The sequence below is a fragment of the Hyphomicrobium sp. genome (genome assembly GCF_035548195.1).
Classification (GTDB): Bacteria; Pseudomonadota; Alphaproteobacteria; order Rhizobiales; family Hyphomicrobiaceae; genus Hyphomicrobium_B.
In genome coordinates this window covers 220,906-243,045 of record NZ_DASZTY010000007.1, presented here as the reverse complement: position 1 = coordinate 243,045, position 22,140 = coordinate 220,906, and the positions used below count along the sequence as shown (strand labels likewise).

Genomic DNA, 22,140 nt, shown 5'->3' with positions numbered 1-22,140 from the left:
TTCGCGATGAGTTCGAGAAGGTAATCTGCTGTGGGTGTCTTAAACGTGATTTCCCGGCTCAAGTTCTTTCGCAGAGTCGCGAAGAAGCGGCCAAGCGGCGCGGATGCTCCCGACTGTCTGACGAAATTCAAAAACATTCACAATGGGCGCCGATGCTTTGTAATGGGGAACGGCCCGTCGCTCGCAAAGATGGACCTGTCAAAGCTCGAAAATGACATCGTCTTCGGCTGTAACAATATCTTCCTGCTCTTCGACCGGATTGCGTGGCGACCGACCTATTATGCCTGTGTCGACTCTCGCGTTCTGCCCGACCGAGCATCCGATATCGATCGGATGCTGCGCGAAAATCCGGCGATCAAGGCAGCGTTCTTTCCGTGCATCGTGGAAGAACATTTCGGCGAGAAACGCCATTATGGCGCGCGAACGATTTTGCCGCCGGCTCCGGGTCGTTTTTTCTTCCATGAAGTTCAGAGTTCGCTGAAATTTCTTCCGGACTCGATGTTCTCGGTGAACGCAGACCGCTATGTCGTGCAGCCCTTCACCGTCGCAATCACGATGTTGCAGCTGGCCGCCTACATGGGATTTTCCGAGATATACCTGATCGGCTGCGATACGTCATATCGTGTTCCCGAAACGGTAACGTCCGATGCGTCGGGTGGTGCACTGGTCTCGACCGCCGACGATGACCCCAATCACTTCGACCCTCACTATTTCGGTAAGGGACGCAAATGGCATGACCCGCGTCCTGAAAAGATGATCGAGCATTATGAGCATGCCAAAGTTGCCCTGTCGCGCACCGGCATCAAAGTCTTCAATGCGACGGCCGGCGGCGCACTGGAAGTCTTTCCGCGAGTCGAATTCGACAGCTTGTTTCAAGACGTACCGCGGCGGGTCAGCGCGTAGGCAGATGGCGAGCTTCTGCTCGAATGCGAGAGTTGCAGTCCGTTAATCGAATTCGAATTTCCCGCTGCGCATCTTTTTGACCTTACCGCGAACGGTCTTAGCCTTGATGCGTTCCTCGCGCGCGCCGCGAGAAGGTTTCGTTTTAATGCGGACTTTCGGACGTTCGAGCGATTCGGCAATCAAGTCCTTCAGACGCGCGCGAGCATCTGAGCGGTTCTGCTCCTGGCTACGAAAGCGGTCGGCTTGGATGACGATGACACCATCGGTGGTCAGCCGCCGTCCCGCCAAGCGCTTCAGCTTGCCGCGCGCGTAATCAGGAATTGACCTATTCGCTCTGAGATCAAAACGCAGCTCAACCGCCGTCGAGACCTTGTTGACGTTCTGGCCGCCCGGCCCTGAGGCGCGCACGAACCGTTCCTCAAGCTCTACTTCGTCGATGTCCAGGACCGGCGTGATGCGCATGTTACGCCTGCTTATCAGGCATGAAAAAGATCAACCGATTGAATCCAGGATCGATCACTTTCATCTCGCGCATGCCCCATGGCATCAACTCGATGCCTGGACGCATGTACTTGTAGCCCTTCGCCATGATCGTCTGGTGGTACGCATCGATGTCGTCGATCGCGATCCGTACCGCACTTCCAGGCGCCGCATCGCCGTGATGCTCGGACAAATGCATGCGGCAATCGCCGTAGGAGACTTGCATATAAAGCGGCATGTTGGATTCGAAGCGATGCTCCCAATCGAGTTTGAAACCGAGGAAGCCTAAATAAAAATCCTTCGTCTTCGCTTCATCGAAAAACCGGAGGATCGGGATGACGGCGCCAAATTGCATCTTTATCTCCTGGACCGCCCGCGCTTCAAATCCTTGGCGATCTCGCGGGCGGCGTTCATCCCCGGAACGCCCGTGACGCCGCCCCCGGGGTGGGCCCCAGATCCACAAAGATAAAGTCCTTTCAGCGGCATCCGGTAGTTGCCGTAGCCCAGAACGGGACGCGCTGAAAAGAGCTGTCCGGGACCCAATTGTCCATGGAAGATATCGCCGTCGACGAGACCAAAACGCTGTTCGAGATCCCACGGCGAGAGGACTTGGCGTGCAAGCACGGCCGATTTGAAATTCGGAGCATGCCGCGAAACGGTTTCGATGACGACGTCGGCGAACGCTTCCTTTTCGCGCGGGTCCGACCAACTTCGCCCGTTCGGGAGATGCGGCGCGACGTGTTGCACGAAGAGGCTGGCGACATGTTTCCCCGGAGGCGCGAGATCCGGATCGAGCGTCGACGAAATCATCATTTCGACCACGGGCTCGCGGGACCAGCCGTATGCGCGCGCGTCAAGATACGCACTTTCGAGATAATCCATTGTCGGACCGATGACGATGCCCGCGCGATGATGCAGGCCCATTGTCTTGCCCGGTTTGCACGCGAAATCGGGGAGTTCGGCCAACGCGACGTTCATCCGGAACGATCCGGAACCGGTTTTCATTGCGAGGAACGCGTCGCGCGTTTCAGGAGCAACGTCGGTTTCGGCGATCAGATCGCGGAAAAGAAGTTTCGGTCCGACGTTCGCAGCGACCGCCCGCGCTCTGATCGTCTCTCCCGATTTCAGAACAACGCCCCTCGCCCGCCCCGCTTCGACAAGCACCCGCTCGACCGGCGCGTCCGTGCGAATTATGGCGCCCCTATCTTTCGCGGCTCGCGCCATGGCCCGAGTGATCGCGCCCATGCCGCCTTTCGCGTGTCCCCAGTGTCCCGTCTTGCCATTCACTTCGCCAAAACAGTGGTGCAGCAGCACGTACGCTGTTCCTGGCGTTGATGGCGCGGCGTAGGAGCCTACGATGCCATCGAACGCGAATGCGGCTTTGACCGTTTCGTTTTCAAATCGACGATCCAGAAAGTCCGCAGCGCTTGCAGTAAAAAGTTCCAGCAGGAGACGTTGATCTTCGATCGAAAGCTTGAGTAGACGACGGCCTATAGCGCCTGCCTTGATCAATTCGATGATGCCGCCGCCGGCATTCGGCGGCGTACGCGTGATGAGGTCCCGAAGCACGGCAACGGCGCGGTTCAGCTCTCCGTCATAGGCATCAAGCCTATCTGCATCTTTTTCGGAGAACGCCGCGAATGCCTTACGTCGTCCTCCGTCGTCGTATGGAACGAGCAGTCCGCGCTTATCGTCCACGGGCCAGAAATTGGCTGCGGGCCGTTCAATTATTTCGAGCCCATGCCGTGTCAGATCAAGGTCTTTTATGACCTTCGGATTGAGAAGGCTCACCGTGTAGGACGCAACCGAATTGGAAAATCCCGGTGCAAATTCCTCGGTGACCGCAGCGCCGCCGACGACAGAATTCTTTTCTAAAACAACAACGGATAGTCCCGCCGACGCGAGATAGGCAGCGTTGGTCAGACCGTTGTGGCCGGCGCCAATGAGTGCAGCATCGAACTCGGTGATTGTCATTGGCACGATTTTTCTAGCACGCAACCCTTTGAATTTGCGCTGGCATCAGGAGGGCAGATCGCTTCAGAACAAGGGGAACCATGAGCCGATTAGTTCGTTTACGGATAACTTTTTTTGTGGATAAGGCGCGTGCCTTCGAAATGACCGTTTATAGTTCGACAAAAACTGTTCCTCGACGTTAACGGGTCATTTATTGCAGGCTTCTAGCGTGATTTGGTCGGATTGCTAAATCCTTTGGCAATCCCGGAAATTCAAGCGAACAGCGGATCTGCGATGCGCGCCGCAATGACAAGTGCAGTTGCGAGGTTCGTTCCCGGTGCCCGGCGCCGGGTGCGTGCGGCACAGTTCATCGGTCTCGGCATCGCCTCATTGGTACCTGCTGCACTCTGGAGTGCACTCATTGCAGGTTTTGCCGCATTGATTGGCTCACCTCTTACAACCCGCTCGATTACTTTGATCGGAGCTGCAATCGCGTTTTTTTTAGCGTTGATTTGCGCGCCGGTGATTTTGCGAGAGTAGACCTCGTCCTCTCCCGTCTCGGCCGGCTTCGAACACGATCTCCTAACTGCCGCTCCAATCGCATTGAAGTTGCTGACACACACGACGTTTCTGGCTGCCTATCATCGAGCACGGCGCGGGAACGAAGCGGCAGCTGCGGCAGGAATAAGATGAAACGCAACCGCGCCAGCTGCCGCCCTTCTTAAAGTTGCATGTCAACAGCGTCTGGCAGTCGCGATTGGGATTGATTGCGCCGCCAGGCCCTTCCTGAGCGCGGGCGCTCACGGCACCAACTACGGCTAGCCCCATAGCGACTATAGCAATGCTTAAAGTTTTCGACATCTGAGCACGTCCGGTTTGCGCCCGTGCTCAGACCATCGGTCGATCGCGGCTTCGAAGCAAGCGCGGCCGGAATCAAAAAGACGGTGTGGTTACTCCGCGGCAACGCGTTTCTTCGGTTTGACCAGTTCCATGTAATCATTCAGCAAGGTTTCGGTGATCTTGCCGGGCTTGTAACGATGCTCGCCGATCTCCGAGACGGGCGTTACCTCGGCGGCCGTACCGGTGATGAAGCACTCGCTGAAACTGCCGAGCTCTTCCGGCATTATCGTGCGATCGATCACTTCGATACCTCTTGCTTTCGCAAGATCGATGACCGTGCGCCGCGTGATGCCGTCAAGGAAGCAATCAGGGTCCGGCGAGTGGATCACGCCGTCCTTGATGAAGAAGATATTCGCGCCCGTGCATTCGGCGACACGGCCGCGATAGTCGAGCATCAGCGCGTCGGAATAGCCGGCCCGTTCAGCGCGATGTTTCTCGATCGTACAGATCATATAGAGACCCGCGGCCTTGGCTTTCGACGGCGCGCAGGCCGGATCGGGCCGGCGGTATTTGGCATTCGTGATGCGGATGCCTTTCAGCCGCTGCTCCATTGGAAAATATGAGCCCCAGTTCCATGCGGCGATTGCGAGATGAATTTTCGTCTGCTGGGCCGAAACGCCCATCTGCTCGCTGCCGCGCCAGGCAATCGGACGCACGTAGCAATCTGTCAGCTTGTTGGCGGCGAGCGTATCGCGGCACGCTTGGTCGATCTCAGCTACGGTGTAGGGAATCTCGAAATCAAGGATTTTCGCGCTGTTGACGAGACGCTCCGAATGCTCGGTCAGCTTGAAGATTTCACCATCGTAGGCGCGTTCACCTTCGAAGACGGCGCTGGCATAATGCAACGCGTGCGTCAGGATATGGACTTTCGCATCCCGCCACGGGACCAATGCCCCATCCATCCAGATCAGCCCGTCGCGATCATGATAAGGAACGAGGTCGGCCATGCTAAGTCCTTCGCTGTCTTTAACGTTGGCGAGATCGAAGCGCCGGTGTATGTCGCGCGACTTGGGCGTCGATTGCGGCGGAACCCGGTTGGTCCTGGAGACGATTTAACGTTTGGGTGTTCCGCCCGCAATACCACGAGGCCTGCGAAGCATCCGGCGATTTGTCTTGAAACAGAATACGATCGGGGCCAATAAGTCAACATGGCTGACATAACGTCGGAAGGCGCCCCAGGCCGGCGCACGGAAGCTCACAACCACGCCGGATCGTCCGCAACGCCGGATGACGGACGCCGTCCCATCCCGCCGGACCTCATTTCCGTGGTCGAGCTTTTCTACTTCGCCTACCGCGACTTTACCTGCGATCCCGATGTGATGCTTGAACAATATGGCTTCGGGCGCGCGCACCATCGCGTGTTGCACTTCGTACATCGCAATCCGGGACTGAAGGTCGCGGAATTGCTCGATATTCTGAAGATCACGAAGCAATCGCTCGCACGCGTTTTAAAGCAGCTTGTGGACGAGGGCTTCGTTATCCAGCGCGCGGGCAGCGAGGACAGGCGCGAGCGGCGTCTTTATCTCTCAGCCAAAGGCGGGCGTTTGACCGACAAACTGACACAAATTCAGGTCAAACGCATCGAGGGGGCGCTTGCGGCGCTTGGGCCCGGTGCGGATGTAGTCGCGCGGAATTTCCTTTTTGCTATGATTACCGAAAAGGACCGGCCCCAGGTCGAAATTCTCATCAAGGGTCAGCATGCCGAAAATGCGGCAGGCCCAGACGCTAACGAATGAGAGGATCAATGGTGCAGGAACGAGCCGAGCCACTTGCCGATAACGCGCCGCACATTCTCGTGGTCGATGACGACCAAAAGATCAGAGCGCTGCTTGGCCGCTTTTTGACGAGCAATGGATTTCGAGTCACCGAAGCATCCGATGCCGCGGCGGCGCGATCCTTCATGCGCGGGCTGGCTTTCGATCTCGTGCTGCTCGACGTGATGATGCCGGGCGAGTGCGGTTTGACGCTTGCGCGCGATCTCAAATCGACGCGGCCTGTACCGATCTGCATGCTCACGGCGCTGGCCGATGCGGAAGATCGAATTTCCGGCCTCGAAGCAGGCGTCGACGACTACGTGTCCAAGCCCTTCGAGCCGCGCGAGTTGCTGCTCCGGTTGCGCAACATCCTGCGGCGCGGGCAGGTTCCAACCGCCACGCGGGACGAGATCCGCATGGGCGGCTGCGTTTTTAACATTACGCGCGGTGAGTTGAGACGGGATGAGGAAACGATCAAACTCACCGAGAGGGAACGCGATCTGCTCCGGCTCTTTGCGCAGCGTATCGGGATCGCCGTTCCGAGGCACGAGCTTTCGAGCGATGACAGCACCGGCAGCGAGCGGGCGATCGATGTGCAGATCAATCGGCTGAGACGTAAAATCGAGGCCGACCCTTCCAATCCGGTCTATCTCCAGACGGTGCGCGGCAAAGGGTATATCCTCTATACCGATTGACCGTGTTTAACCGCTTCGCTTTCGGAGCGTGGGTGAACTGAACTGCGATGGCGGTTATCAACGAAACGACGCCGGAGGCCGATAGCGGCCGATCCCGCTACCGCCGCTTTCGCGAGCATCCGTTGGTTGTGCGTCTTCTCGGCATCGCGAGCGATATGCTGCCGAAGGGGCTCTATGCGCGCGCGCTTCTCATCATCATAACACCGATCGTCGTGCTCGAAGGCGTCATCGCGTTTGCGTTCATGGAGCGTCACTGGCAGGCGGTGACGCGGCGTCTTTCGGAAGCGACAGCCCGAGATATCGCGGCACTGATCGAAGTTTATAGCGATCGGCCGAAGTCGGAAAGTGCGCAGAAGATCGTCGACCTGGCGCGCGACCGGCTGAACCTCAAGATGGAGGTGCTCCCGCCAGGCGATCTGCCACCGCCGGGGCCGAAACCGTTCTTCCGGCTTCTCGACAGGGCGCTCTCTAACGAGCTGCGCAAGCATGTTCAGTTGCCGTTCTGGATCGATACCGTCGGAGAATCGCAGAACGTTGAAATCCGCGTCAAACGCCCCGAGGCGATCTTGCGGTTCGTCGCGACGCGCAGTCAGACGTACGCATCGAACTCGCACATCTTCCTGCTGTGGATGGTCGGATCGTCCGTCATTCTGCTGACGGTCGCGATCCTGTTCTTGAGGAACCAAATCCGCCCGATACTTCGGCTCGCCGATGCCGCCGATGCGTTCGGCAAGGGCCGCAGCATTCCCCAGGATTTCAGACCGCGCGGGGCGCGTGAAGTGCGGCAGGCGGCGGTCGCATTTCTGCAAATGCGCGATCGCATCAAGCAGCACGTCGAGCAACGCACGACGATGCTCGCCGGTGTCAGTCACGATCTCAGAACCGTTCTGACACGCTTCAAGCTCGAATTAGCATTGCTCGAAGACTCGCCGGAAGCGCGTGCGTTGTCTGGAGACGTCGATGAAATGCAGCACATGCTCGAAGACTATCTCGCGTTTGCCAAGGGCGACGGCGGAGAAGAAGCCGAACCGACCGATCTGCCCGCGCTGCTACAAGAGATCGTGGACGACGCGGCGATCTATGAAACGACGATCGATCTCAAGATCCGGAAGAGCAAGGGAAACATCGTCTTGCCGCTGAAGCGACAGGCGCTGAAGCGCGCAATTACCAACCTCGTGACGAACGCCACGCGTTTCGGCGATCACATCATCATCCGCGTGGCGCGTGAGGGGCATTGGGTACGCATCGAAGTCGACGATAACGGTCCAGGCATTCCGGAAAAAGAGCGAGAGAACGTTTTCCGGCCGTTCTACCGGCTCGACCACGCGCGCAATCAGGACGACGGCAACAGCGGGCTCGGGCTGGCGATCGCACGCGACATCGCAAAGAGTCATGGCGGCGAGATTGCGCTCGGCGAAAGCTCGATGGGCGGCCTCAGGGCGATCATTTCGCTTCCGCAGTAATTTCGTTTCGGTTCAATGTCCTGGATTTCGCACTATCGTTACACAGTCTTGTGATTTGACCGTAATGTTATGATGTTACAATATGGTTCTGTTGGTACCGGCCAATATCCCGTCTGACGACAGCATGGTGTCCTCCAAGCCTGCAGTCCCGGTGCCGATTCCCGAAACGCCGTGGGTTCGCCAACCCATTCGGGGTTAGAAAACATTGGCCGCGAGCCTCGGATTCGACGGACTTACCCAGCCCCCGTTAACTTCCAAGCTCGCGGCCACGTTTTTGTGCCGCAAGCACGGCTTCGGTCAGCAAGTCCTGCAGGCCATCCTTATCCCGCATCAAGACTGAGAGTGCCGCAGCCGTGGTGCCGCCGGGCGACGTTACATTCTGCCGGAGCATCGCGGGATCGTTGCTCGAGCGCCGCAGAAGCTCGCCCGCGCCGGAGACGGTGGCTCGTGCGAGTTGCATAGACGTCACGGCGTCGAGACCGGCCGCTTCGCCCGCGCGTGCCAAAGTCTCGGCCAGCAGGAAGACGTAAGCCGGGCCTGAGCCCGACACAGCGGTCACCGCATCGATCAGCGATTCATCATCCAGCCAGACGACGCTTCCGACTGCAGCGAGCAGGTCTTGGCAGAGGTCTTTCTGCTTCGAGGTAAGCTGTGCGTTGCCGACGGCGCCCGAAATGCCATGACCAATGGCGGCTGGCGTATTGGGCATGGCCCGCACGACGGCGATGCCCGCGGCGAGATGCTGTTCGAAGCTCGCAATCGATTTTCCGGCCGCAATCGACATCACGACCGTTCGCGGACCCGCATGTTTGGCGAGCGCCGGAAACACCGCGTCCATTGCTTGCGGCTTCACCGCGACGACGATGACCGACGGCGGCGATACGAGAGAACCGAGTTGCGGAACGACGGTCAGGCTGTGCTTGTGCGCAAGCTCGGCGGCTTCGCCGGTCAGGTTCGGTTCCTGCACAATGATATCGTGGGGCTTAAGGCCGTGCTCAATCCAGCCGGAGAGGAGTGCCGCGCCCATCTTGCCGGCGCCGGCGAGCACGACCGGCCCGTCCAGTACGAAAGACATGACTGTAATACCTTGGGCAAGAATTGCCCGGATTAAGCTTGGCCTTGCGTTTCGAACATCGTCGAGACCAGGGCTTCCCGGCTTTCCTTACCCGCCCAAACCACGAACTGGAAGGCCTGGTAATAGCGCTCGCACCCTTCGAGGGCGGCTTTCAGCATGGCTTCACACTGGGCGACCGTCGCCACAGCGCCATTCAGCAGAAGGGCATGGCGGAACATCACGAGGCCTTCCTGCGTCCAGAGATCGAAATGGCCGAGCCAGAGCTGCTCGTTGATCTGGGCCACAAGACGATACATTTCGGTCAAACGATTTTCAGGCACACGGAAATCGAATGCGCAGGCGAGGTGCAGCGCTTCGAGATCGTCGCGCCAGTTGATCGAGATGTGGTAATCGGCCCAGGTTCCGGCCACGATGAGGGTCATCTCCTCGTCGCTGGCGCGATCGTGAGGCCAGTCGTGGCCGTTCGCGAGCTGCTCGATGAGATCGATCGGATTCAAGACGCGGTCAGTTTTCTGTTCCGCAACTGCCATGTGTATCGATCTCCAATCTGCCGCGAGGCATAGCCTGCTGCGAACGAAGCGGCCCGAGTAAGATCAGCAAATGCGCCGCTTTTCGCTGCGGCGGACAAAACCAGACGCCTGGACGAGTCGCAAGCTGACGGCTTTGATGCGGAAACCTTGTCCACGGTGAAAGTGGCGAAGCGCGGGCGTACACGCGTCTTCAATACGCGTAGCGCAGCGAACTGTAGACAACGCAGTCTAAACTGTGGATGCCGCCGCGACGTCACGCGGCGGGTCGCCTCAGGCTGGGTTGCGCTTAGCGAGTGCAGCTTCGAGCGCCGATATTCGCGCGCCGAGTGCTTCATTCTCCTGGCGCGCTTTCTGCGCCATCTCGCGCACTGCTTCGAAATCCTCACGCGTGACGACATTCATGTCACGCAGGAATTTCTCAGCTTGAGCACGAATGAGGGTTTCCGTTTCCCGTCTGACACCGTCGGCCGCACCGGCAGCTTCCGTCATGAGCTTGGCAAAGTCGTCGAACAACTTATTCGTCGTTTGGGTCATCATAGCTTCCGGAAATCAGGAATTTCCGGTGACTATGGCGATTGCCAACCCAGATCGCAAGCTGCGGATGAGGGTGTGGCGACGCCGCTTTTTGGCCCAGCTTGACATTAGATGGTCCTTCCCAAACAACCGCGACGGGCCAAATCGATGGACAGGTCCTGAAACTGCGTGGGAGCATCGATGACACCGCTTGCCCTTCTGACCTATCCCAATATCAACCCCGTTGCTATCGAGTACGGTCCGATATCGATCAAATGGTATGGGATCGCCTATCTGACGGGGCTTGTGCTGGGGTGGCTCTACATCCGGCGTCTCATCACGACCCCGCGCCTCTGGTATGGCGACAAGCCGCCTCTGACGTTCGAACGCGTCGACGACCTGCTGCTCTACATGACGGGCGGCGTCATCATCGGCGGACGCCTCGGCCAGGTCTTTCTCTACGATCCGGATTTCTATTTCTCGCATCCTGCGGAGATCGTGAAAGTCTGGAAAGGCGGAATGAGCTTTCACGGCGCGCTCATCGCTTGCGGCTTGCTCATTTTCTTGTTTGCGCGCCAGTACAAGGTTCCGGCACGATCCGTCATGGATCTTGTCTGCGCGGCTTCGCCGATAGGCATATTCTTCGGCCGCATCGCAAATTTCATCAATTCTGAACACTGGGGCCGCGTGACGACGTCGGCGATCGGCATGGTGTTTCCGAACGGCGGCCCCGAACCGCGCCACCCGAGCCAGCTTTACGAAGCTGCGCTTGAAGGACTCGTGATGTGGTTCATCATGCGCATTGCGACGCATAGGATGCTGGGGCTCAAGCGGCCGGGGCTTGTCACGGGGATATGGCTGATCTGGTATGCCATCGCGCGTTCATTCTGCGAAATCTTCCGCGAGCCCGAAACGTATAATGTATTCAACATCGGTCCATTCACAGCGGGCCAAGTGTACTGTCTGCCGATGCTGTTAATCGGCCTCTATATGGTCTGGGCAGCACGGCGTACGGAGGTCTCCGAAAAGGTGACGGCGTGATCGACGATCCGAAAACGCATCGCGACACGCCACTGGCGCGACAGATCAAGGAAAGCATCCGCCGCGATGGGCCGATGACGGTCCAGAGCTACATGGCGCGCTGCCTGTGGGACGATCCTCATGGGTATTATCGACGGCAACGCGTTTTCGGGGCGACCGGCGATTTCATCACCGCGGCCGAGATCAGCCAAATCTTTGGCGAACTGATCGGCATTTGGGCTGGCGTCGTCTGGCGCAACGTCTTCGGCGCGCCGGGCGCGGTCACGTTCGCCGAGTACGGCCCGGGCAGAGGGACGATGATGCGTGACGCGCTTCGCGCTGCGCGCGTTGTCCCGGGCTTTTCCGAAGCGGTGCGACCTTACCTCATCGAGGCAAGCCCAACCCTTGCCGGACTTCAGAGCGAAACCCTTGCCGACTTCCGCGGAAAGATCACATGGGGCAGCAAGCTCGACGAATTCGCGCCGCCCGCTATCATCGTTGCGAACGAATTTCTGGATTCCTGGCCGGTCGCGCAGTGGATCAAGACGGGGGACGGCTGGCGCATAAGAGGCGTTTCGCTTGACCCTGCGGGTGAGTTGCAGTTCGACACTCTCGACGGCGATTGCCCGCATGAGGCTTTCGACGCGTTGTTGCCTGACGCGCCGCCGGGCGCCGTCGTCGAGACGCAACGGCTCGATCGGCTGGCGACGGCGCTGCAAAGCCTGATGCAACGCGGCCCCGTCGTCATGCTGTTGATCGATTACGGACACACCATCGCTGCGGCAGGCGATACGCTGCAAGCCGTGCGCGCTCACCAATACGAATCGCCACTTGCATCGCCCGGAGAGGCCGATCTGACGGTGCACGTCAACTTTTACGATCTCGCTTCGACTTTGCATCGCGCGGGGCTGGCGCTCGACGGACCGGTGATGCAGTCCGAATTTCTCGGCGCAGTCGGCATCGTCGAACGCACGTCGCGCCTGATGGCCGCCAATCCTCAGCGCGCCGGAGAGATCGAAACCAGCGTCGCGCGGCTGCTCGCTCCCAGCGGAATGGGTTCGCGCTTTAAAGTGCTCGCGGCGCGATCTCCAGATCTGCCGCCGCTGCCTGGATTTCGTGCGGCCGTACCTGCAAACGGGTCTTCTGGACAGACCTGAAGGGGCGAGCGATAACGTCCGGCATGCTTGCTCCGCTTCTTGCTGAAAACTTGCGCGCACTTTCCAACGTCCAGCATGGATTTTTTACCCGCCCGGGCGGCGTTTCGGACGGCATCTACGCCAGCCTGAACTGCGGTTTCGGTTCGAACGACGATGGCGAACGTGTTCTGGAAAATCGTCGTCGCGTCGCGCAGCATCTTGGCGGCAATGGCGGCGCAGTGGTGACGCTCTATCAGGAGCACGGCACTACGGCGCGTATTGTGGCCGACATGCCAGATCGCGCAACGCTCCCACGCGCCGACGCCGTCGTATCGTCTACACCAGGATTGGTCATCGGCGTACTCACCGCCGATTGTGCGCCGGTCCTCCTCGCGGATGCAGACGCGCAGGTGGTCGCGGCGGCGCACGCGGGCTGGCGTGGAGCGCTTTACGGTGTCATCGAAAGTGCGATCGAAGAAATGGAACGTCATGGAGCCAGGCGAGACCACATCTGCGCTGCCGTTGGCCCTTGCATCAGCCAAAAGGCGTACGAGGTCGGCCCGGAGTTCGAAGCCCGATTTGTCGATCGCAATCCGGCGGACAAGCGTTTTTTCATGCAGTGCAGCGAAACCTCACGCCCGCATTTCGATCTGCCCGGCTTCGTTCTTAGCCGTCTCCACGAGGCCGGAATAGAAAACGCCGCCGATCTCGCGACCTGCACTTACGAGAACGAATCGCTTTTCTTCAGCTACCGGCGCAAAACGAAGCTGAAAGAGCCCGACTATGGCCGCCAAATCTCCGCCATCGTCGTGGCCTAATCGCACAATCCACAGCGAACTCTCGTGCAATACCGGCGTTTGCCTAAGCTGATCACACTTTAGGGGGATTGCCGTCTGGACGTGCGGAGCTGGGCTGATTTAGAGGGTTAAAAGTCAGTTCCGGTAGTAGTGTTGGGGGAGTTCAGGCCGCGGGGTAAGGTAATGCCGGCCGCCGGACGTTGCGGTTGGACAAGGGGGGACGTCGAAGTGACGACCTTATACTCTGCACGTGCGCGTGCACGCGGAAGATTTCTTTGTACGGTGGGATCTGCATTCGTCGCATCGATCTTCGCCCTGGGACTGGGCGGCTGCTCGTCCACTCCGAACATTCTCGGAGGCGGAGCCTCAGCGCCACAAGCGACGTTGTCGCCGCCGATGACGCCGCAGCCGGTCTCGACCCAAACCGCGAAGATCCAGATCGCACCTGTCATCGGTTCGCCGGACGGCGTTGCCAAAAATCTGCAGACGGAACTGGCCTCGGCGATGGGACGAAATGGCCTGACTGTTGCGACGTCAACGAATGCGACGAGCGAATATGTGCTCCGCGGCTACATCGTCGCCGCGCGCGAAAGAACCAAAGCGAAGATATCCTACATTTGGGATCTAACCGATCGGACGGGCAAACGCGTCCACCGAGTCACCGGCGAAGAAGTTGTACCTGGCGCGGGCAAGGATCCGTGGGCTGCACTTACCCCGCCTGTGGCGCAGAGCATCGCCGACAAGACTGCGCGCCAGATTGCGACCTGGCTTCCAACGAGCGGGAGCATCGTTGCGTCGAATGCGGGAACAGGGGTAAAGAATCCGCCGCCCCAGGGAATGCCGCCGGCGACAAAGACGGCGTATATACCGCCTCAGCCATCGTCACCGACGACAGGCAGCATTGGAAACTCAGGTCCGATTACAGCGATTGTGCCAACTGTGACGGGCGCGCCCGGAGACGGGAGCACGGCTCTGACCGCAGCCATTCAACGCGAACTGTCTAAGAACGGACTGCATTTAGCGAATACGCCTGTCGGCAACGCCTATAAGGTCGAAGGCAAAGTCGCTATGGGCCAGAGCCGGGGCGGCAAGCAGCCGATCCGGATCGATTGGAACGTGATTGATCCCTCCGGCAAAAAGCTCGGAACGGTTTCACAGAAAAACGAAGTTCCGCAAGGCTCGCTCGATGGCTCCTGGGGGCAGACTGCGGATGCTGCTGCGGCGGCCGCCGCACAAGGAATCATCAAGCTACTGCCGGCGAAAAGCATAAATTAAGCAAATTGCTGGCGAAGCAAGATGCCATGGCAAATCGGGGCCCGGACGGTTGAATCGTCCGGGCCCAATTGCTACAAGCCCGGCGCATAACAGAGGCTATGGAGCGGACATGCCTTTTGACGCTAAAGGTGAAGACGCTCGAAACACAGATGGCCGAGGAAAGCTGGACGTGAAAATCGTCGCGGGAAACAGCAACCGGCCTCTCGCCGATGCGATCTGCGCGCACCTGAGACTGCCCATGACCAAGGGCCAGGTGAAGCGCTTTGCAGATATGGAAATCTTTGTCGAGATTCAGGAGAATGTCCGCGGCCAGGACGTTTTCGTAATCCAATCGACGTCGTTTCCGGCCAACGACAATATGATGGAGTTGCTGATCCTGCTCGATGCGCTGAAGCGCTCGTCGGCGCGGCGGATCACGGCCGTCATTCCCTATTTCGGCTATGCGCGGCAGGATCGGAAGCCGGGGCCTCGCACACCGATCTCGGCGAAGCTCGTCGCCAACCTCATCGAGCGTGCCGGCGCACAGCGCGTGCTAACACTCGATCTCCACGCCGGACAAATTCAGGGCTTCTTCGACATTCCGACCGATAATCTCTTCGCAGCGCCAGTCATGACGCGGGACATCGAAGATAATTTCGGACATACCGACGATATCGTGGTTGTGTCACCGGACGTCGGCGGCGTGGTTCGCGCGCGAGCGCTCGCCAAACGCATCGGTGCTCCAATCGCTATTTGCGACAAGCGGCGCGAACGGCCCGGTGAAAGCGAAGTGATGAACGTCATCGGCGACGTCGACGGCAAACGCTGCATTCTGATCGACGATATCGTCGATTCCGGCGGCACGCTCGTGAACGCGGCCGAAGCGCTTTTGAAAAACGGCGCGACGGAGGTTTCCGCCTACATTTCGCATGCCGTCCTATCGGGCGGCGCGGTCAGCCGCATCCAGAATTCGCGGCTGAAGTCGCTTGTCATTACCGACTCAATTTTACCGACGGAAGCAGTCAAGGCGGCCAAGAATATCCGCGTCATCTCGATCGCTCCGCTCATCGGCGAAGCGATCCTGCGCACAAGCCGCGAAGAGAGCGTCTCCAGCCTGTTCTACTGATATTAGTCTGCGCCGCCGGATGCACAGGCTGCGCAGCGGCCGCGAAGCTCCATTGTCATCGAGCGCACCTTGAAGTCGTTTTTGCTCGCCCAATTTTGGAGGCCTTTGACGGCAGCCGGGCTGTCAAATTCCTTCACGGTGCCGCAGCCGTCACAGATCGCGAACACAGCTTTCCCATGATGGTGCGGATGGTCGCAGGCAACGAACGCATTGAGGCTTTCAAGGCGGTGCGCAAGACCGTCGTCGATCAGGCGCTGCAAAGCCCGGTAGACCGTCGGCGGCGCGCTGACACCTTTGCCGCGGACTTGCTCGATAAGTTCGTAGGCGCTGACCGGGCGGCCGACGCCGCGAAGCGCCTCGACGATAATTTTATCCTGATCGGCTGCGCTTCGGCGCTTGGTCGGCTTTCGGACCATAGTTTGAGGCATCTCCAGATCCCGCCCTCGGGCAATATGCGCGAATTGGTAAAGTCTTTACGTCTTTAATATGCTGATTTTCGGTGGAACTTTCCAGTCCGGCGGACATGCCCTGGGGTCTCGGATGGGTTAATCCAAAGCATTGCGCCGTGGGCCGAGCCCAGGTATACACCCGCCATCTCAAGAAGACATTCCTGAGACGCCGCACGGCACCCTTGGAGGCCGGTTCGCGGCTTTTGGCTCTTCCGATAGGCGGAGGAGCTTCAAACACGGAGACGATGCCATGTCTGAGCTGATCTCGCTCAAGGCTACGGCGCGCCCGCGTGCCGGCAAGGGGGCCGCACGCCAAGCTCGCCGCGACGGGAATGTGCCTGCTGTCATTTACGGCAACAGCGAAACGCCCGAAATGATCAATCTGGAATACAACGAGCTGTGGAAGCAGGTCCTGCGCGGCCACTTCACCTCGACCGCGATCGAACTCGATGTCGAAGGCAAGAAGCACATTGTGCTCGCCCGCGACGTTCAGGTCGATCCCGTCCGCGATACGCCGCTTCATGTCGACTTCCAGCGTGTCGGCAAAGATGGCGTTATCCGAGTTTCGATCCCTGTTCACTTCACCAACGAAGCGGCGTCCCCGGGTCTGAAGCGCGGCGGCGTGCTCAACATCGTACGCCACGATGTCGAAGTGTTCTGCCCTTACGATAAGATTCCGCGTTTCTTCGAGATCAGCCTGGAGGGCATGGAGATCGGTCGCTCGATCCACATTTCGGCGGTGACGATGCCGGAAGGCGTGACGCCCGTGATCAAAAACCGCGACTTCACGATCGCTACGATTGCCGGTGCGCTGAAAGGTGACGACGAAACCTCATCTGCAGCCGCAACGCCAGATGCAGCAGCGGCTCCTGCGGCCGATGCGAAGGGTGCCGCACCGGCGGCCGGCGCGAAAGCGGCTGCCGCACCAGCCGCTGGCGGTAAAGCTGCCGCCGCTCCCGCCGCGAAACCTGCTGCGAAGAAATAAGACGTCTTTGTTGGGCCCGGCGACTCCCCTTCGGGGAGCCGGCCGCCGGGCCTAGCTACAATCCCGCGCCTTCCGGCCGGCTTGCCGAAGGCAAGTCGGAAGGCGCAGTGAAAAAATGAAGCTCTTTGTCGGCCTCGGAAATCCCGGTGAGAAATACGCCGCGAACCGACATAACATCGGCTTCATGGCGCTTGACCGCATTGCCGAACGCCACGGGTTCGGGCCCTGGCGCAGGAAATTCCAGGGCCTTGTCTCGGAAGGCACGATCGGAACAGACCGCGTTCTGCTGCTGAAGCCCGAAACTTACATGAACGAAAGCGGCCGCTCGGTCGGCGACGCACAGCGTTTTCTCAAAATTCCGCTTTCGGATGTCTATGTTTTCCACGACGAACTCGATCTCGCGCCGGGAAAGGTCAAGCTGAAAGCCGGGGGCGGCAACGCCGGCCATAATGGTCTGCGCTCGATCTCTGCGCATCTCGACAACGACTACAAGCGCGTGCGTCTCGGGATCGGCCATCCGGGATCAAAAGACGCCGTGGTCTATTATGTGCTGAACGACTTTGCGAAGTCGGAGCGTGGCTGGCTTTCCGAGCTGCTCGATGCCATCGCCGACGCCGTCCCCTACCTCGCCAAGGGCGATGACTCCCGCTTCCTCAGCGACGTGGCGCGGACGCTGTACGACGAGCCTCGTTCCAATGAGGACGGCCGCAAGGCAAAGGGACCGGTGGCCGAGCCATCAGCGCCGAAAAAGCCCGCGTCCACGTCACACCCTGCAAGCGAACGGGCATCCAAACGCCAGTCTGCCCTTGCCGAAAACTTGAAAAAGTGGCTCGGTGCGCGAAAATCGGGTGACAGCGACGCGTAAGCCGGCGCTTGGAGCTCAGTTGCGTTTGGGGGCGCCGATGTCGGAATATCAGCGAGAGGATCGGCAAAATTTTCTGGCGGCTCTTTTCGGTGGCCGTTCCGAAGTCGCGATCGGCGTCATCATCGTGTTATTCACGCTCGGCGTTTTCGGCGTCGTGGCGCGCGACGCTTACTTTTCCAATGCGAAAGATAAGAGCGGCGTCAAGCGCGTCATTGCCAAGCGTTGGAACCAGCGCACGCTTGTCTTCCCTATCGAAGGGGCGGACAAAGCGGGGCATCGCGCGCTTTTCGACGTCGTTGTGCTGACGAAGGATTATGGATGGGTGCGGGGCTCGACGACCGAGCTTGAGAAAGATGACCGCCGCCTCTCACCGCAGGAGATTCAACAAGAGGTGCTGGACCCTCAGCTCAGAAAAGGGCTCGGTACTGCGCGTGGATTGATCGCCGTCGGCTTGGCGAGTCAGGAGGGCGAGGTCGCGCGCGAAGAACAGCGGGGTGGCCTCAGGGCCGTCCGGATCGCGCGTTGGGTGCGGGACGCGATCGGCGACGAAATCCCGATGTGGACACTTAATCTCGGGCGTTACGTCGACTTGTGCGTCGAATGCGAGGATGTCGATACGAGCTGGCAGCGGCCTTTCATCGTCATTGCGGTCCGCAAAGCGGAGGGCGGAACACACATTTCCGAAGCGCTGGCGGATGCGATGTCCAACACGGTCAATCTGCCGAGCCCGGACCGCTATTCGACGTTTGCCTTCACCAAGTTTACGAAGTGAGCCATAGGGCCGCAGACCGGGGCGAATTCACTTCACAACCCTCCCCGTCTCGCTTAACCCACTCGCCAGCAAAACAATCGGAATTTCCCCGCCAATGGGCTTCAAATGCGGCATCGTCGGTTTGCCGAACGTCGGCAAGTCGACCCTCTTCAATGCGCTGACGCAGACGGCAGCGGCGGAGGCGGCCAATTATCCTTTCTGCACGATCGAGCCGAACGTCGGGGAGGTCGCGGTGCCGGATCCTCGACTTGATACGCTTGCCGGGATTGCGGGCAGCGGCGAGATCATTCCGACGCGTTTGACGTTCGTCGATATCGCGGGTCTGGTGCGCGGTGCATCGAAGGGCGAAGGGTTAGGCAACAAATTTCTCTCGCATATTCGCGAAGTGGATGCGGTCGCCTACGTGCTCCGCTGCTTCGTCGACGAGGATGTGACGCACGTCGAGAACCGCATCGATCCCCTCGCCGACGCGGACGTCGTCGAGACGGAACTGATGCTTGCCGATCTCGAAAGCCTCGAAAAGCGTATTTCGCAAATCGAGAAGAAAGCCAAGTCAGGCGATAAGGAAGCGAAGGCGCAGTTCGCGTTGATGGAGAAGCCTTTGCTTCTGCTGCGCGAGGGAAAGCCAGCACGGCTTGCCAAGATGACGACGGAAGAAATACCGGCTTTTCGCGCCTTGCAGCTGTTGACTTCGAAGCCGGTGGTCTACGTCTGCAACGTCGAAGAAAGTGCGGCTGCTCAGGGTAACCCGTACTCGCAGAAGGTCGAGGAGCGCGCCAAGGCCGAAGGTGCCGCCGTCGTCATTATCTCGGCAAAAATCGAGAGTGAATTCGCGGGATTGGCACCGGAAGACCGCGATGCATTCCTTGCTGAAATGGGTCTCGATGAGCCGGGGCTCAATCGTCTCATCCGTGCAGGCTATTCGCTCTTGGACCTCGTCACGTATTTCACCGTCGGGCCCAAGGAGGCCCGCGCGTGGACAATCACACGGGGTACCAAAGCTCCGCAAGCAGCGGGCGTGATCCACACCGATTTCGAAAAGGGCTTCATTCGCGCCGAGACGATCGCCTACGACGACTATGTTGCATGTAAAGGTGAGGCCGGTGCCAAGGAGGCGGGAAAAATGAGGCTCGAAGGCAAAGACTACGTCGTGCAGGACGGCGATGTCATGCACTTCCGGTTCGCGAACTAGGATTTAGACCGATGAGCGATACGCTTCCCGACCGCTTGTGCAACGATCCGCAAAGTCCGTACTTCGACGAAGAGCTTTTGAAGCGGGACATCGGTATTCGCTTTAATGGAGTCGAAAAGACCAATGTCGAGGAATATTGCGTCAGCGAAGGTTGGGTGCGGGTCGCTGCCGGGAATGCCAAAGACCGCCACGGGCGGCCGATGACGTTAAAGCTCAAAGGCAAGGTCGAACCTTACTTCCGCGGTTAATGACTGCGCCGCCTTCGCGTGGCTGCAGCTTTGCGGGCTGACGCGCTCCGTGCCGACGCTGAACGCGATGCGGAAGCTTTGCCGCCGATGCGGCCGCCCCGCTTCGATGCGATGTGCGTATCCTTCTTTCCGCGGCCGGAACCGCTCTTGTTGCCGCCGCCGCTTTCCTTGTTGACGGTCGCCCAGGCGCGGCGTTCGGCTTCTTTTTTTTTGACGCCGCGCTTTTCGTAGCCTTCCTCGATGTGCTCGGCCTTCCGTTTCTGCTTGGTCGTATAACTCGATTTATCGCCGCGGGGCATGGCTGCACCTCCTCAATACGTTGAGCGCCGTCCGAGCAACGCGCGATCCCCTCAGAAGTTGCGCGGCTCCGACCGTCAACCCGACGATTGCCACTCCGTGCGCGCCGTTTTGGGCCTGGGGCCCGGGTCCCGGCTCTGCGCTTTGGCTGGGATGACAAAGGAAAAGCGAAAAAGGCCCCGCGTTGCGCAGGGCCTTCGCATTCCAAACGTGAGATGACGATCTATTCTGCCGCTTCGGCGCCTTGCGGCATCTTCTGCTGTTGTGCTGTCTCGGCGGCCTTGCTGCGCGTCATGTGATCGAGCGCCGCGCGAACGCCAGCTTCGTAGTCCGGATGCACCTTTTTGAAGTGTCCAAGCTGGCGCTCAACGATGAAATCGGGAATGCCCCACATCGCCTCGGCAATATTATTAAACAGGCGTGCCTTCTGATCCTTGTTGAACAGATTGAAGAGCGCCGTCACCTGGCGGTAGTCGTCGTTGCCGTCGCGATGATTGTAACGCTCGGCATCGCCGGAGATTTTGAGCGGCGGCTCGGCGACCGATTTGTCCTCTGCGGCGCCATTGAAAGAGTTCGGCTCGTAATAGGCATCGACGTTCCCGGTTTCCTGAGGGAAAAACCGCATTTGCCCATCCTTATGATACGTGTGCACCGGACAGCGTGCGGCGTTCACCGGCAGATGCTCATAGTGCGTTCCGAGGCGATAGCGATGCGCATCGGCATAGGAGAAAACGCGCGCCTGCAGCATCTTGTCGGGCGAAAATCCGATGCCAGGAACGATATTCGACGGTGAGAAGGCCGCCTGCTCGATCTCGGCGAAATAGTTTTCCGGATTGCGGTTGAGTTCCAGCACGCCAATGTCGATCGGCGGATAGTCGGTATGCGGCCAGACCTTCGTAAGATCGAAGGGATTGTACCAATGCTTGTCGGCGTCCATCTCCGGCATGATCTGGACCTGAACCTTCCATCTTGGAAATTCGCCGCGCTCAATGGACGTGAACAAGTCTTCCTGGGTCGACTCCCGCGTGCGGCCAACGATCTCGGTCGCCTCGGCGTTGGTCCAGTGCTTATGCCCCTGCTGCGTCTTGAAGTGGAATTTGACCCAGAAGCGCTCGTTTTTGTCGTTGATGAGCGAAAAAGTGTGTGAGCCGTAGCCGTTCATGTGACGCACGGAGACCGGGAGGCCGCGATCCGACATCAGAATGGTGACCTGATGCAATGATTCCGGCGATAGCGACCAGAAATCCCACATTGCTGTGGGCGATCGCATATTGGTCTTAGGATGACGCTTCTGCGTATGAATGAAATCGGGGAACTTATAGGGATCGCGGACAAAGAACACCGGCGTATTGTTGCCGACGAGATCCCAGTTGCCTTCGCTCGTGTAGAATTTCAACGCGAAGCCGCGCACATCTCGTTCGGCATCTGCGGCGCCTAGCTCGCCAGCTACGGTGGAGAAGCGCGCCAGCATCTCGGTTTTGGTTCCTGGCTGCAGCACCTTGGCTTTGGTATATTTTGAAATGTCGCCGGTGACGGTCAGCGTTCCATACGCGCCCCAGCCTTTCGCGTGCACAGCGCGCTCGGGGATGCGCTCGCGGTTCTGATGCGCAAGCTTTTCGATAAGCTGGTAATCCTGCATCAGAAGAGGTCCGCGAGGACCAGCCGACAAGGAATTCTGATTATCGGCGATCGGCGCGCCGGCCGAAGTGGTGAGTCTTTTTCTGTCAGTCATC

General features: G+C 59.2%; 24 protein-coding genes and 1 pseudogene. 14 read left to right on the top strand and 11 right to left on the bottom strand.

All coding sequences use genetic code 11. The annotated features are described in order from the left end of the window. Positions 1-30: 30 nt before the first annotated feature. Positions 31-903, top strand: coding sequence for a 6-hydroxymethylpterin diphosphokinase MptE-like protein (locus VHB22_RS02355; RefSeq protein ID WP_325455345.1), 873 nt, complete (start codon positions 31-33; stop codon positions 901-903). A 42-nt stretch (positions 904-945) separates the two neighbouring features. Here VHB22_RS02355 and arfB read toward each other — a convergent pair whose 3' ends face one another. The 5 genes from arfB to VHB22_RS02330 form a co-directional block, all read right to left on the bottom strand. Then, a complete protein-coding gene (gene arfB / locus VHB22_RS02350; RefSeq protein ID WP_325455344.1) occupies positions 946-1,365 on the bottom strand; it encodes an alternative ribosome rescue aminoacyl-tRNA hydrolase ArfB in 420 nt (139 codons plus the stop codon). Between the two features lies 1 nt (position 1,366). Beyond that, on the bottom strand, positions 1,367-1,738 hold the full coding sequence (locus VHB22_RS02345; RefSeq protein WP_325455343.1) for a glyoxalase superfamily protein: 372 nt from the start codon (positions 1,736-1,738) through the stop codon (positions 1,367-1,369). A gap of 2 nt (positions 1,739-1,740) precedes the next feature. Beyond that, positions 1,741-3,357 (bottom strand): NAD(P)/FAD-dependent oxidoreductase, encoded by a 1,617-nt coding sequence (locus tag VHB22_RS02340; RefSeq protein ID WP_325455342.1) that lies wholly within the window; start codon positions 3,355-3,357, stop codon positions 1,741-1,743. A 251-nt stretch (positions 3,358-3,608) separates the two neighbouring features. Continuing rightward, positions 3,609-3,758, bottom strand: coding sequence for a hypothetical protein (locus tag VHB22_RS02335; protein ID WP_325455341.1), 150 nt, complete (start codon positions 3,756-3,758; stop codon positions 3,609-3,611). A 528-nt stretch (positions 3,759-4,286) separates the two neighbouring features. Continuing rightward, the gene (locus tag VHB22_RS02330; protein WP_325455340.1) at positions 4,287-5,183 is read right to left on the bottom strand and encodes a branched-chain amino acid aminotransferase; all 897 of its coding nucleotides are present in this window, start codon (positions 5,181-5,183) and stop codon (positions 4,287-4,289) included. 201 nt (positions 5,184-5,384) lie between these two features. On the opposite strand from VHB22_RS02330, the gene VHB22_RS02325 reads away from it, so the two are divergent. Genes VHB22_RS02325 through VHB22_RS02315 form a run of 3 tightly spaced genes read left to right on the top strand, consistent with a single transcriptional unit; the run spans position 5,385 to position 8,148 of the window. Beyond that, positions 5,385-5,972 (top strand): MarR family transcriptional regulator, encoded by a 588-nt coding sequence (locus VHB22_RS02325; protein ID WP_325455339.1) that lies wholly within the window; start codon positions 5,385-5,387, stop codon positions 5,970-5,972. A gap of 8 nt (positions 5,973-5,980) precedes the next feature. After that, complete coding sequence (locus tag VHB22_RS02320) at positions 5,981-6,685, top strand: response regulator transcription factor (protein ID WP_325455338.1); 705 nt, start codon at positions 5,981-5,983, stop codon at positions 6,683-6,685. Positions 6,686-6,732: 47 nt separating this feature from the next. Next, a complete protein-coding gene (locus VHB22_RS02315; RefSeq protein WP_325455337.1) occupies positions 6,733-8,148 on the top strand; it encodes an ATP-binding protein in 1,416 nt (471 codons plus the stop codon). A 247-nt stretch (positions 8,149-8,395) separates the two neighbouring features. Here VHB22_RS02315 and proC read toward each other — a convergent pair whose 3' ends face one another. The 3 genes from proC to VHB22_RS02300 form a co-directional block, all read right to left on the bottom strand. After that, complete coding sequence (gene proC / locus VHB22_RS02310; protein WP_325455336.1) at positions 8,396-9,223, bottom strand: pyrroline-5-carboxylate reductase; 828 nt, start codon at positions 9,221-9,223, stop codon at positions 8,396-8,398. A 32-nt stretch (positions 9,224-9,255) separates the two neighbouring features. After that, positions 9,256-9,753: a YbjN domain-containing protein gene (locus tag VHB22_RS02305; RefSeq protein ID WP_325455335.1), complete on the bottom strand. Its 498-nt coding sequence runs from the start codon at positions 9,751-9,753 to the stop codon at positions 9,256-9,258. A gap of 270 nt (positions 9,754-10,023) precedes the next feature. Continuing rightward, positions 10,024-10,287 (bottom strand): accessory factor UbiK family protein, encoded by a 264-nt coding sequence (locus VHB22_RS02300; RefSeq protein ID WP_325455334.1) that lies wholly within the window; start codon positions 10,285-10,287, stop codon positions 10,024-10,026. 180 nt (positions 10,288-10,467) lie between these two features. On the opposite strand from VHB22_RS02300, the gene lgt reads away from it, so the two are divergent. The 5 genes from lgt to VHB22_RS02275 all read left to right on the top strand — a co-directional run bounded on the left by lgt (position 10,468) and on the right by VHB22_RS02275 (position 15,599). Further along, positions 10,468-11,307, top strand: coding sequence for a prolipoprotein diacylglyceryl transferase (gene lgt / locus VHB22_RS02295; RefSeq protein ID WP_325455333.1), 840 nt, complete (start codon positions 10,468-10,470; stop codon positions 11,305-11,307). Next, complete coding sequence (locus VHB22_RS02290) at positions 11,304-12,443, top strand: class I SAM-dependent methyltransferase (protein ID WP_325455332.1); 1,140 nt, start codon at positions 11,304-11,306, stop codon at positions 12,441-12,443. Before lgt ends, VHB22_RS02290 begins: the two co-directional genes overlap by 4 nt. A 23-nt stretch (positions 12,444-12,466) precedes the next feature. Further along, entirely contained in the window at positions 12,467-13,240 is a 774-nt protein-coding gene (gene pgeF, locus VHB22_RS02285; RefSeq protein ID WP_325455331.1) for a peptidoglycan editing factor PgeF, read from the top strand. Positions 13,241-13,501: 261 nt separating this feature from the next. Further along, positions 13,502-14,494, top strand: coding sequence for a hypothetical protein (locus VHB22_RS02280; RefSeq protein ID WP_325455330.1), 993 nt, complete (start codon positions 13,502-13,504; stop codon positions 14,492-14,494). Between the two features lie 169 nt (positions 14,495-14,663). Next, entirely contained in the window at positions 14,664-15,599 is a 936-nt protein-coding gene (locus VHB22_RS02275) for a ribose-phosphate pyrophosphokinase (protein ID WP_325455329.1), read from the top strand. Positions 15,600-15,601: 2 nt separating this feature from the next. Here the strand turns inward: VHB22_RS02275 and VHB22_RS02270 are convergent, their stop codons facing one another. Beyond that, positions 15,602-16,015 carry a Fur family transcriptional regulator gene (locus VHB22_RS02270; protein ID WP_325455328.1) on the bottom strand — a complete coding sequence of 138 codons (414 nt, stop codon included), beginning with the start codon at positions 16,013-16,015 and terminating at the stop codon, positions 15,602-15,604. Between the two features lie 283 nt (positions 16,016-16,298). Between VHB22_RS02270 and VHB22_RS02265 the strand changes: the two genes are divergently transcribed. From VHB22_RS02265 to VHB22_RS02245, 5 genes and pseudogenes are all read left to right on the top strand, one after another. Further along, a complete protein-coding gene (locus VHB22_RS02265; protein WP_325455327.1) occupies positions 16,299-17,033 on the top strand; it encodes a 50S ribosomal protein L25/general stress protein Ctc in 735 nt (244 codons plus the stop codon). Positions 17,034-17,148: 115 nt separating this feature from the next. After that, positions 17,149-17,697 (top strand): annotated as a pseudogene (gene pth / locus VHB22_RS02260) (aminoacyl-tRNA hydrolase); the annotation flags it as partial. 238 nt (positions 17,698-17,935) lie between these two features. Further along, complete coding sequence (locus tag VHB22_RS02255) at positions 17,936-18,670, top strand: hypothetical protein (RefSeq protein ID WP_325455325.1); 735 nt, start codon at positions 17,936-17,938, stop codon at positions 18,668-18,670. Between the two features lie 94 nt (positions 18,671-18,764). Beyond that, positions 18,765-19,862, top strand: coding sequence for a redox-regulated ATPase YchF (gene ychF, locus VHB22_RS02250; RefSeq protein WP_325455324.1), 1,098 nt, complete (start codon positions 18,765-18,767; stop codon positions 19,860-19,862). An 11-nt stretch (positions 19,863-19,873) separates the two neighbouring features. Next, positions 19,874-20,110: a DUF3297 family protein gene (locus VHB22_RS02245; protein WP_325455323.1), complete on the top strand. Its 237-nt coding sequence runs from the start codon at positions 19,874-19,876 to the stop codon at positions 20,108-20,110. On the opposite strand, the gene VHB22_RS02240 is transcribed toward VHB22_RS02245, so the two are convergent. Continuing rightward, positions 20,107-20,409, bottom strand: a complete 303-nt coding sequence (locus VHB22_RS02240) for a plasmid stabilization protein (RefSeq protein ID WP_325455322.1) — start codon at positions 20,407-20,409, stop codon at positions 20,107-20,109. The two genes, VHB22_RS02245 and VHB22_RS02240, sit on opposite strands and share 4 nt — an antisense overlap. A 221-nt stretch (positions 20,410-20,630) precedes the next feature. Then, positions 20,631-22,139 carry a catalase gene (locus tag VHB22_RS02235; RefSeq protein ID WP_325455321.1) on the bottom strand — a complete coding sequence of 503 codons (1,509 nt, stop codon included), beginning with the start codon at positions 22,137-22,139 and terminating at the stop codon, positions 20,631-20,633. Position 22,140: the final 1 nt, after the last annotated feature.

Coding starts and splice junctions, on each gene's coding strand:
- arfB (WP_325455344.1), bottom strand. CDS start 1,365: ATGCGCATCACGCCGGTCCTGGACATCGACGAAGTAGAGCTTGAGGAA.
- VHB22_RS02345 (WP_325455343.1), bottom strand. CDS start 1,738: ATGCAATTTGGCGCCGTCATCCCGATCCTCCGGTTTTTCGATGAAGCG.
- VHB22_RS02340 (WP_325455342.1), bottom strand. CDS start 3,357: ATGACAATCACCGAGTTCGATGCTGCACTCATTGGCGCCGGCCACAAC.
- VHB22_RS02335 (WP_325455341.1), bottom strand. CDS start 3,758: ATGAGTGCACTCCAGAGTGCAGCAGGTACCAATGAGGCGATGCCGAGA.
- VHB22_RS02330 (WP_325455340.1), bottom strand. CDS start 5,183: ATGGCCGACCTCGTTCCTTATCATGATCGCGACGGGCTGATCTGGATG.
- VHB22_RS02325 (WP_325455339.1), top strand. CDS start 5,385: ATGGCTGACATAACGTCGGAAGGCGCCCCAGGCCGGCGCACGGAAGCT.
- VHB22_RS02320 (WP_325455338.1), top strand. CDS start 5,981: ATGGTGCAGGAACGAGCCGAGCCACTTGCCGATAACGCGCCGCACATT.
- VHB22_RS02315 (WP_325455337.1), top strand. CDS start 6,733: ATGGCGGTTATCAACGAAACGACGCCGGAGGCCGATAGCGGCCGATCC.
- proC (WP_325455336.1), bottom strand. CDS start 9,223: ATGTCTTTCGTACTGGACGGGCCGGTCGTGCTCGCCGGCGCCGGCAAG.
- VHB22_RS02305 (WP_325455335.1), bottom strand. CDS start 9,753: ATGGCAGTTGCGGAACAGAAAACTGACCGCGTCTTGAATCCGATCGAT.
- VHB22_RS02300 (WP_325455334.1), bottom strand. CDS start 10,287: ATGACCCAAACGACGAATAAGTTGTTCGACGACTTTGCCAAGCTCATG.
- lgt (WP_325455333.1), top strand. CDS start 10,468: ATGACACCGCTTGCCCTTCTGACCTATCCCAATATCAACCCCGTTGCT.
- pgeF (WP_325455331.1), top strand. CDS start 12,467: ATGCTTGCTCCGCTTCTTGCTGAAAACTTGCGCGCACTTTCCAACGTC.
- VHB22_RS02270 (WP_325455328.1), bottom strand. CDS start 16,015: ATGGTCCGAAAGCCGACCAAGCGCCGAAGCGCAGCCGATCAGGATAAA.
- VHB22_RS02265 (WP_325455327.1), top strand. CDS start 16,299: ATGTCTGAGCTGATCTCGCTCAAGGCTACGGCGCGCCCGCGTGCCGGC.
- VHB22_RS02255 (WP_325455325.1), top strand. CDS start 17,936: ATGTCGGAATATCAGCGAGAGGATCGGCAAAATTTTCTGGCGGCTCTT.
- ychF (WP_325455324.1), top strand. CDS start 18,765: ATGGGCTTCAAATGCGGCATCGTCGGTTTGCCGAACGTCGGCAAGTCG.
- VHB22_RS02245 (WP_325455323.1), top strand. CDS start 19,874: ATGAGCGATACGCTTCCCGACCGCTTGTGCAACGATCCGCAAAGTCCG.
- VHB22_RS02240 (WP_325455322.1), bottom strand. CDS start 20,409: ATGCCCCGCGGCGATAAATCGAGTTATACGACCAAGCAGAAACGGAAG.
- VHB22_RS02235 (WP_325455321.1), bottom strand. CDS start 22,139: ATGACTGACAGAAAAAGACTCACCACTTCGGCCGGCGCGCCGATCGCC.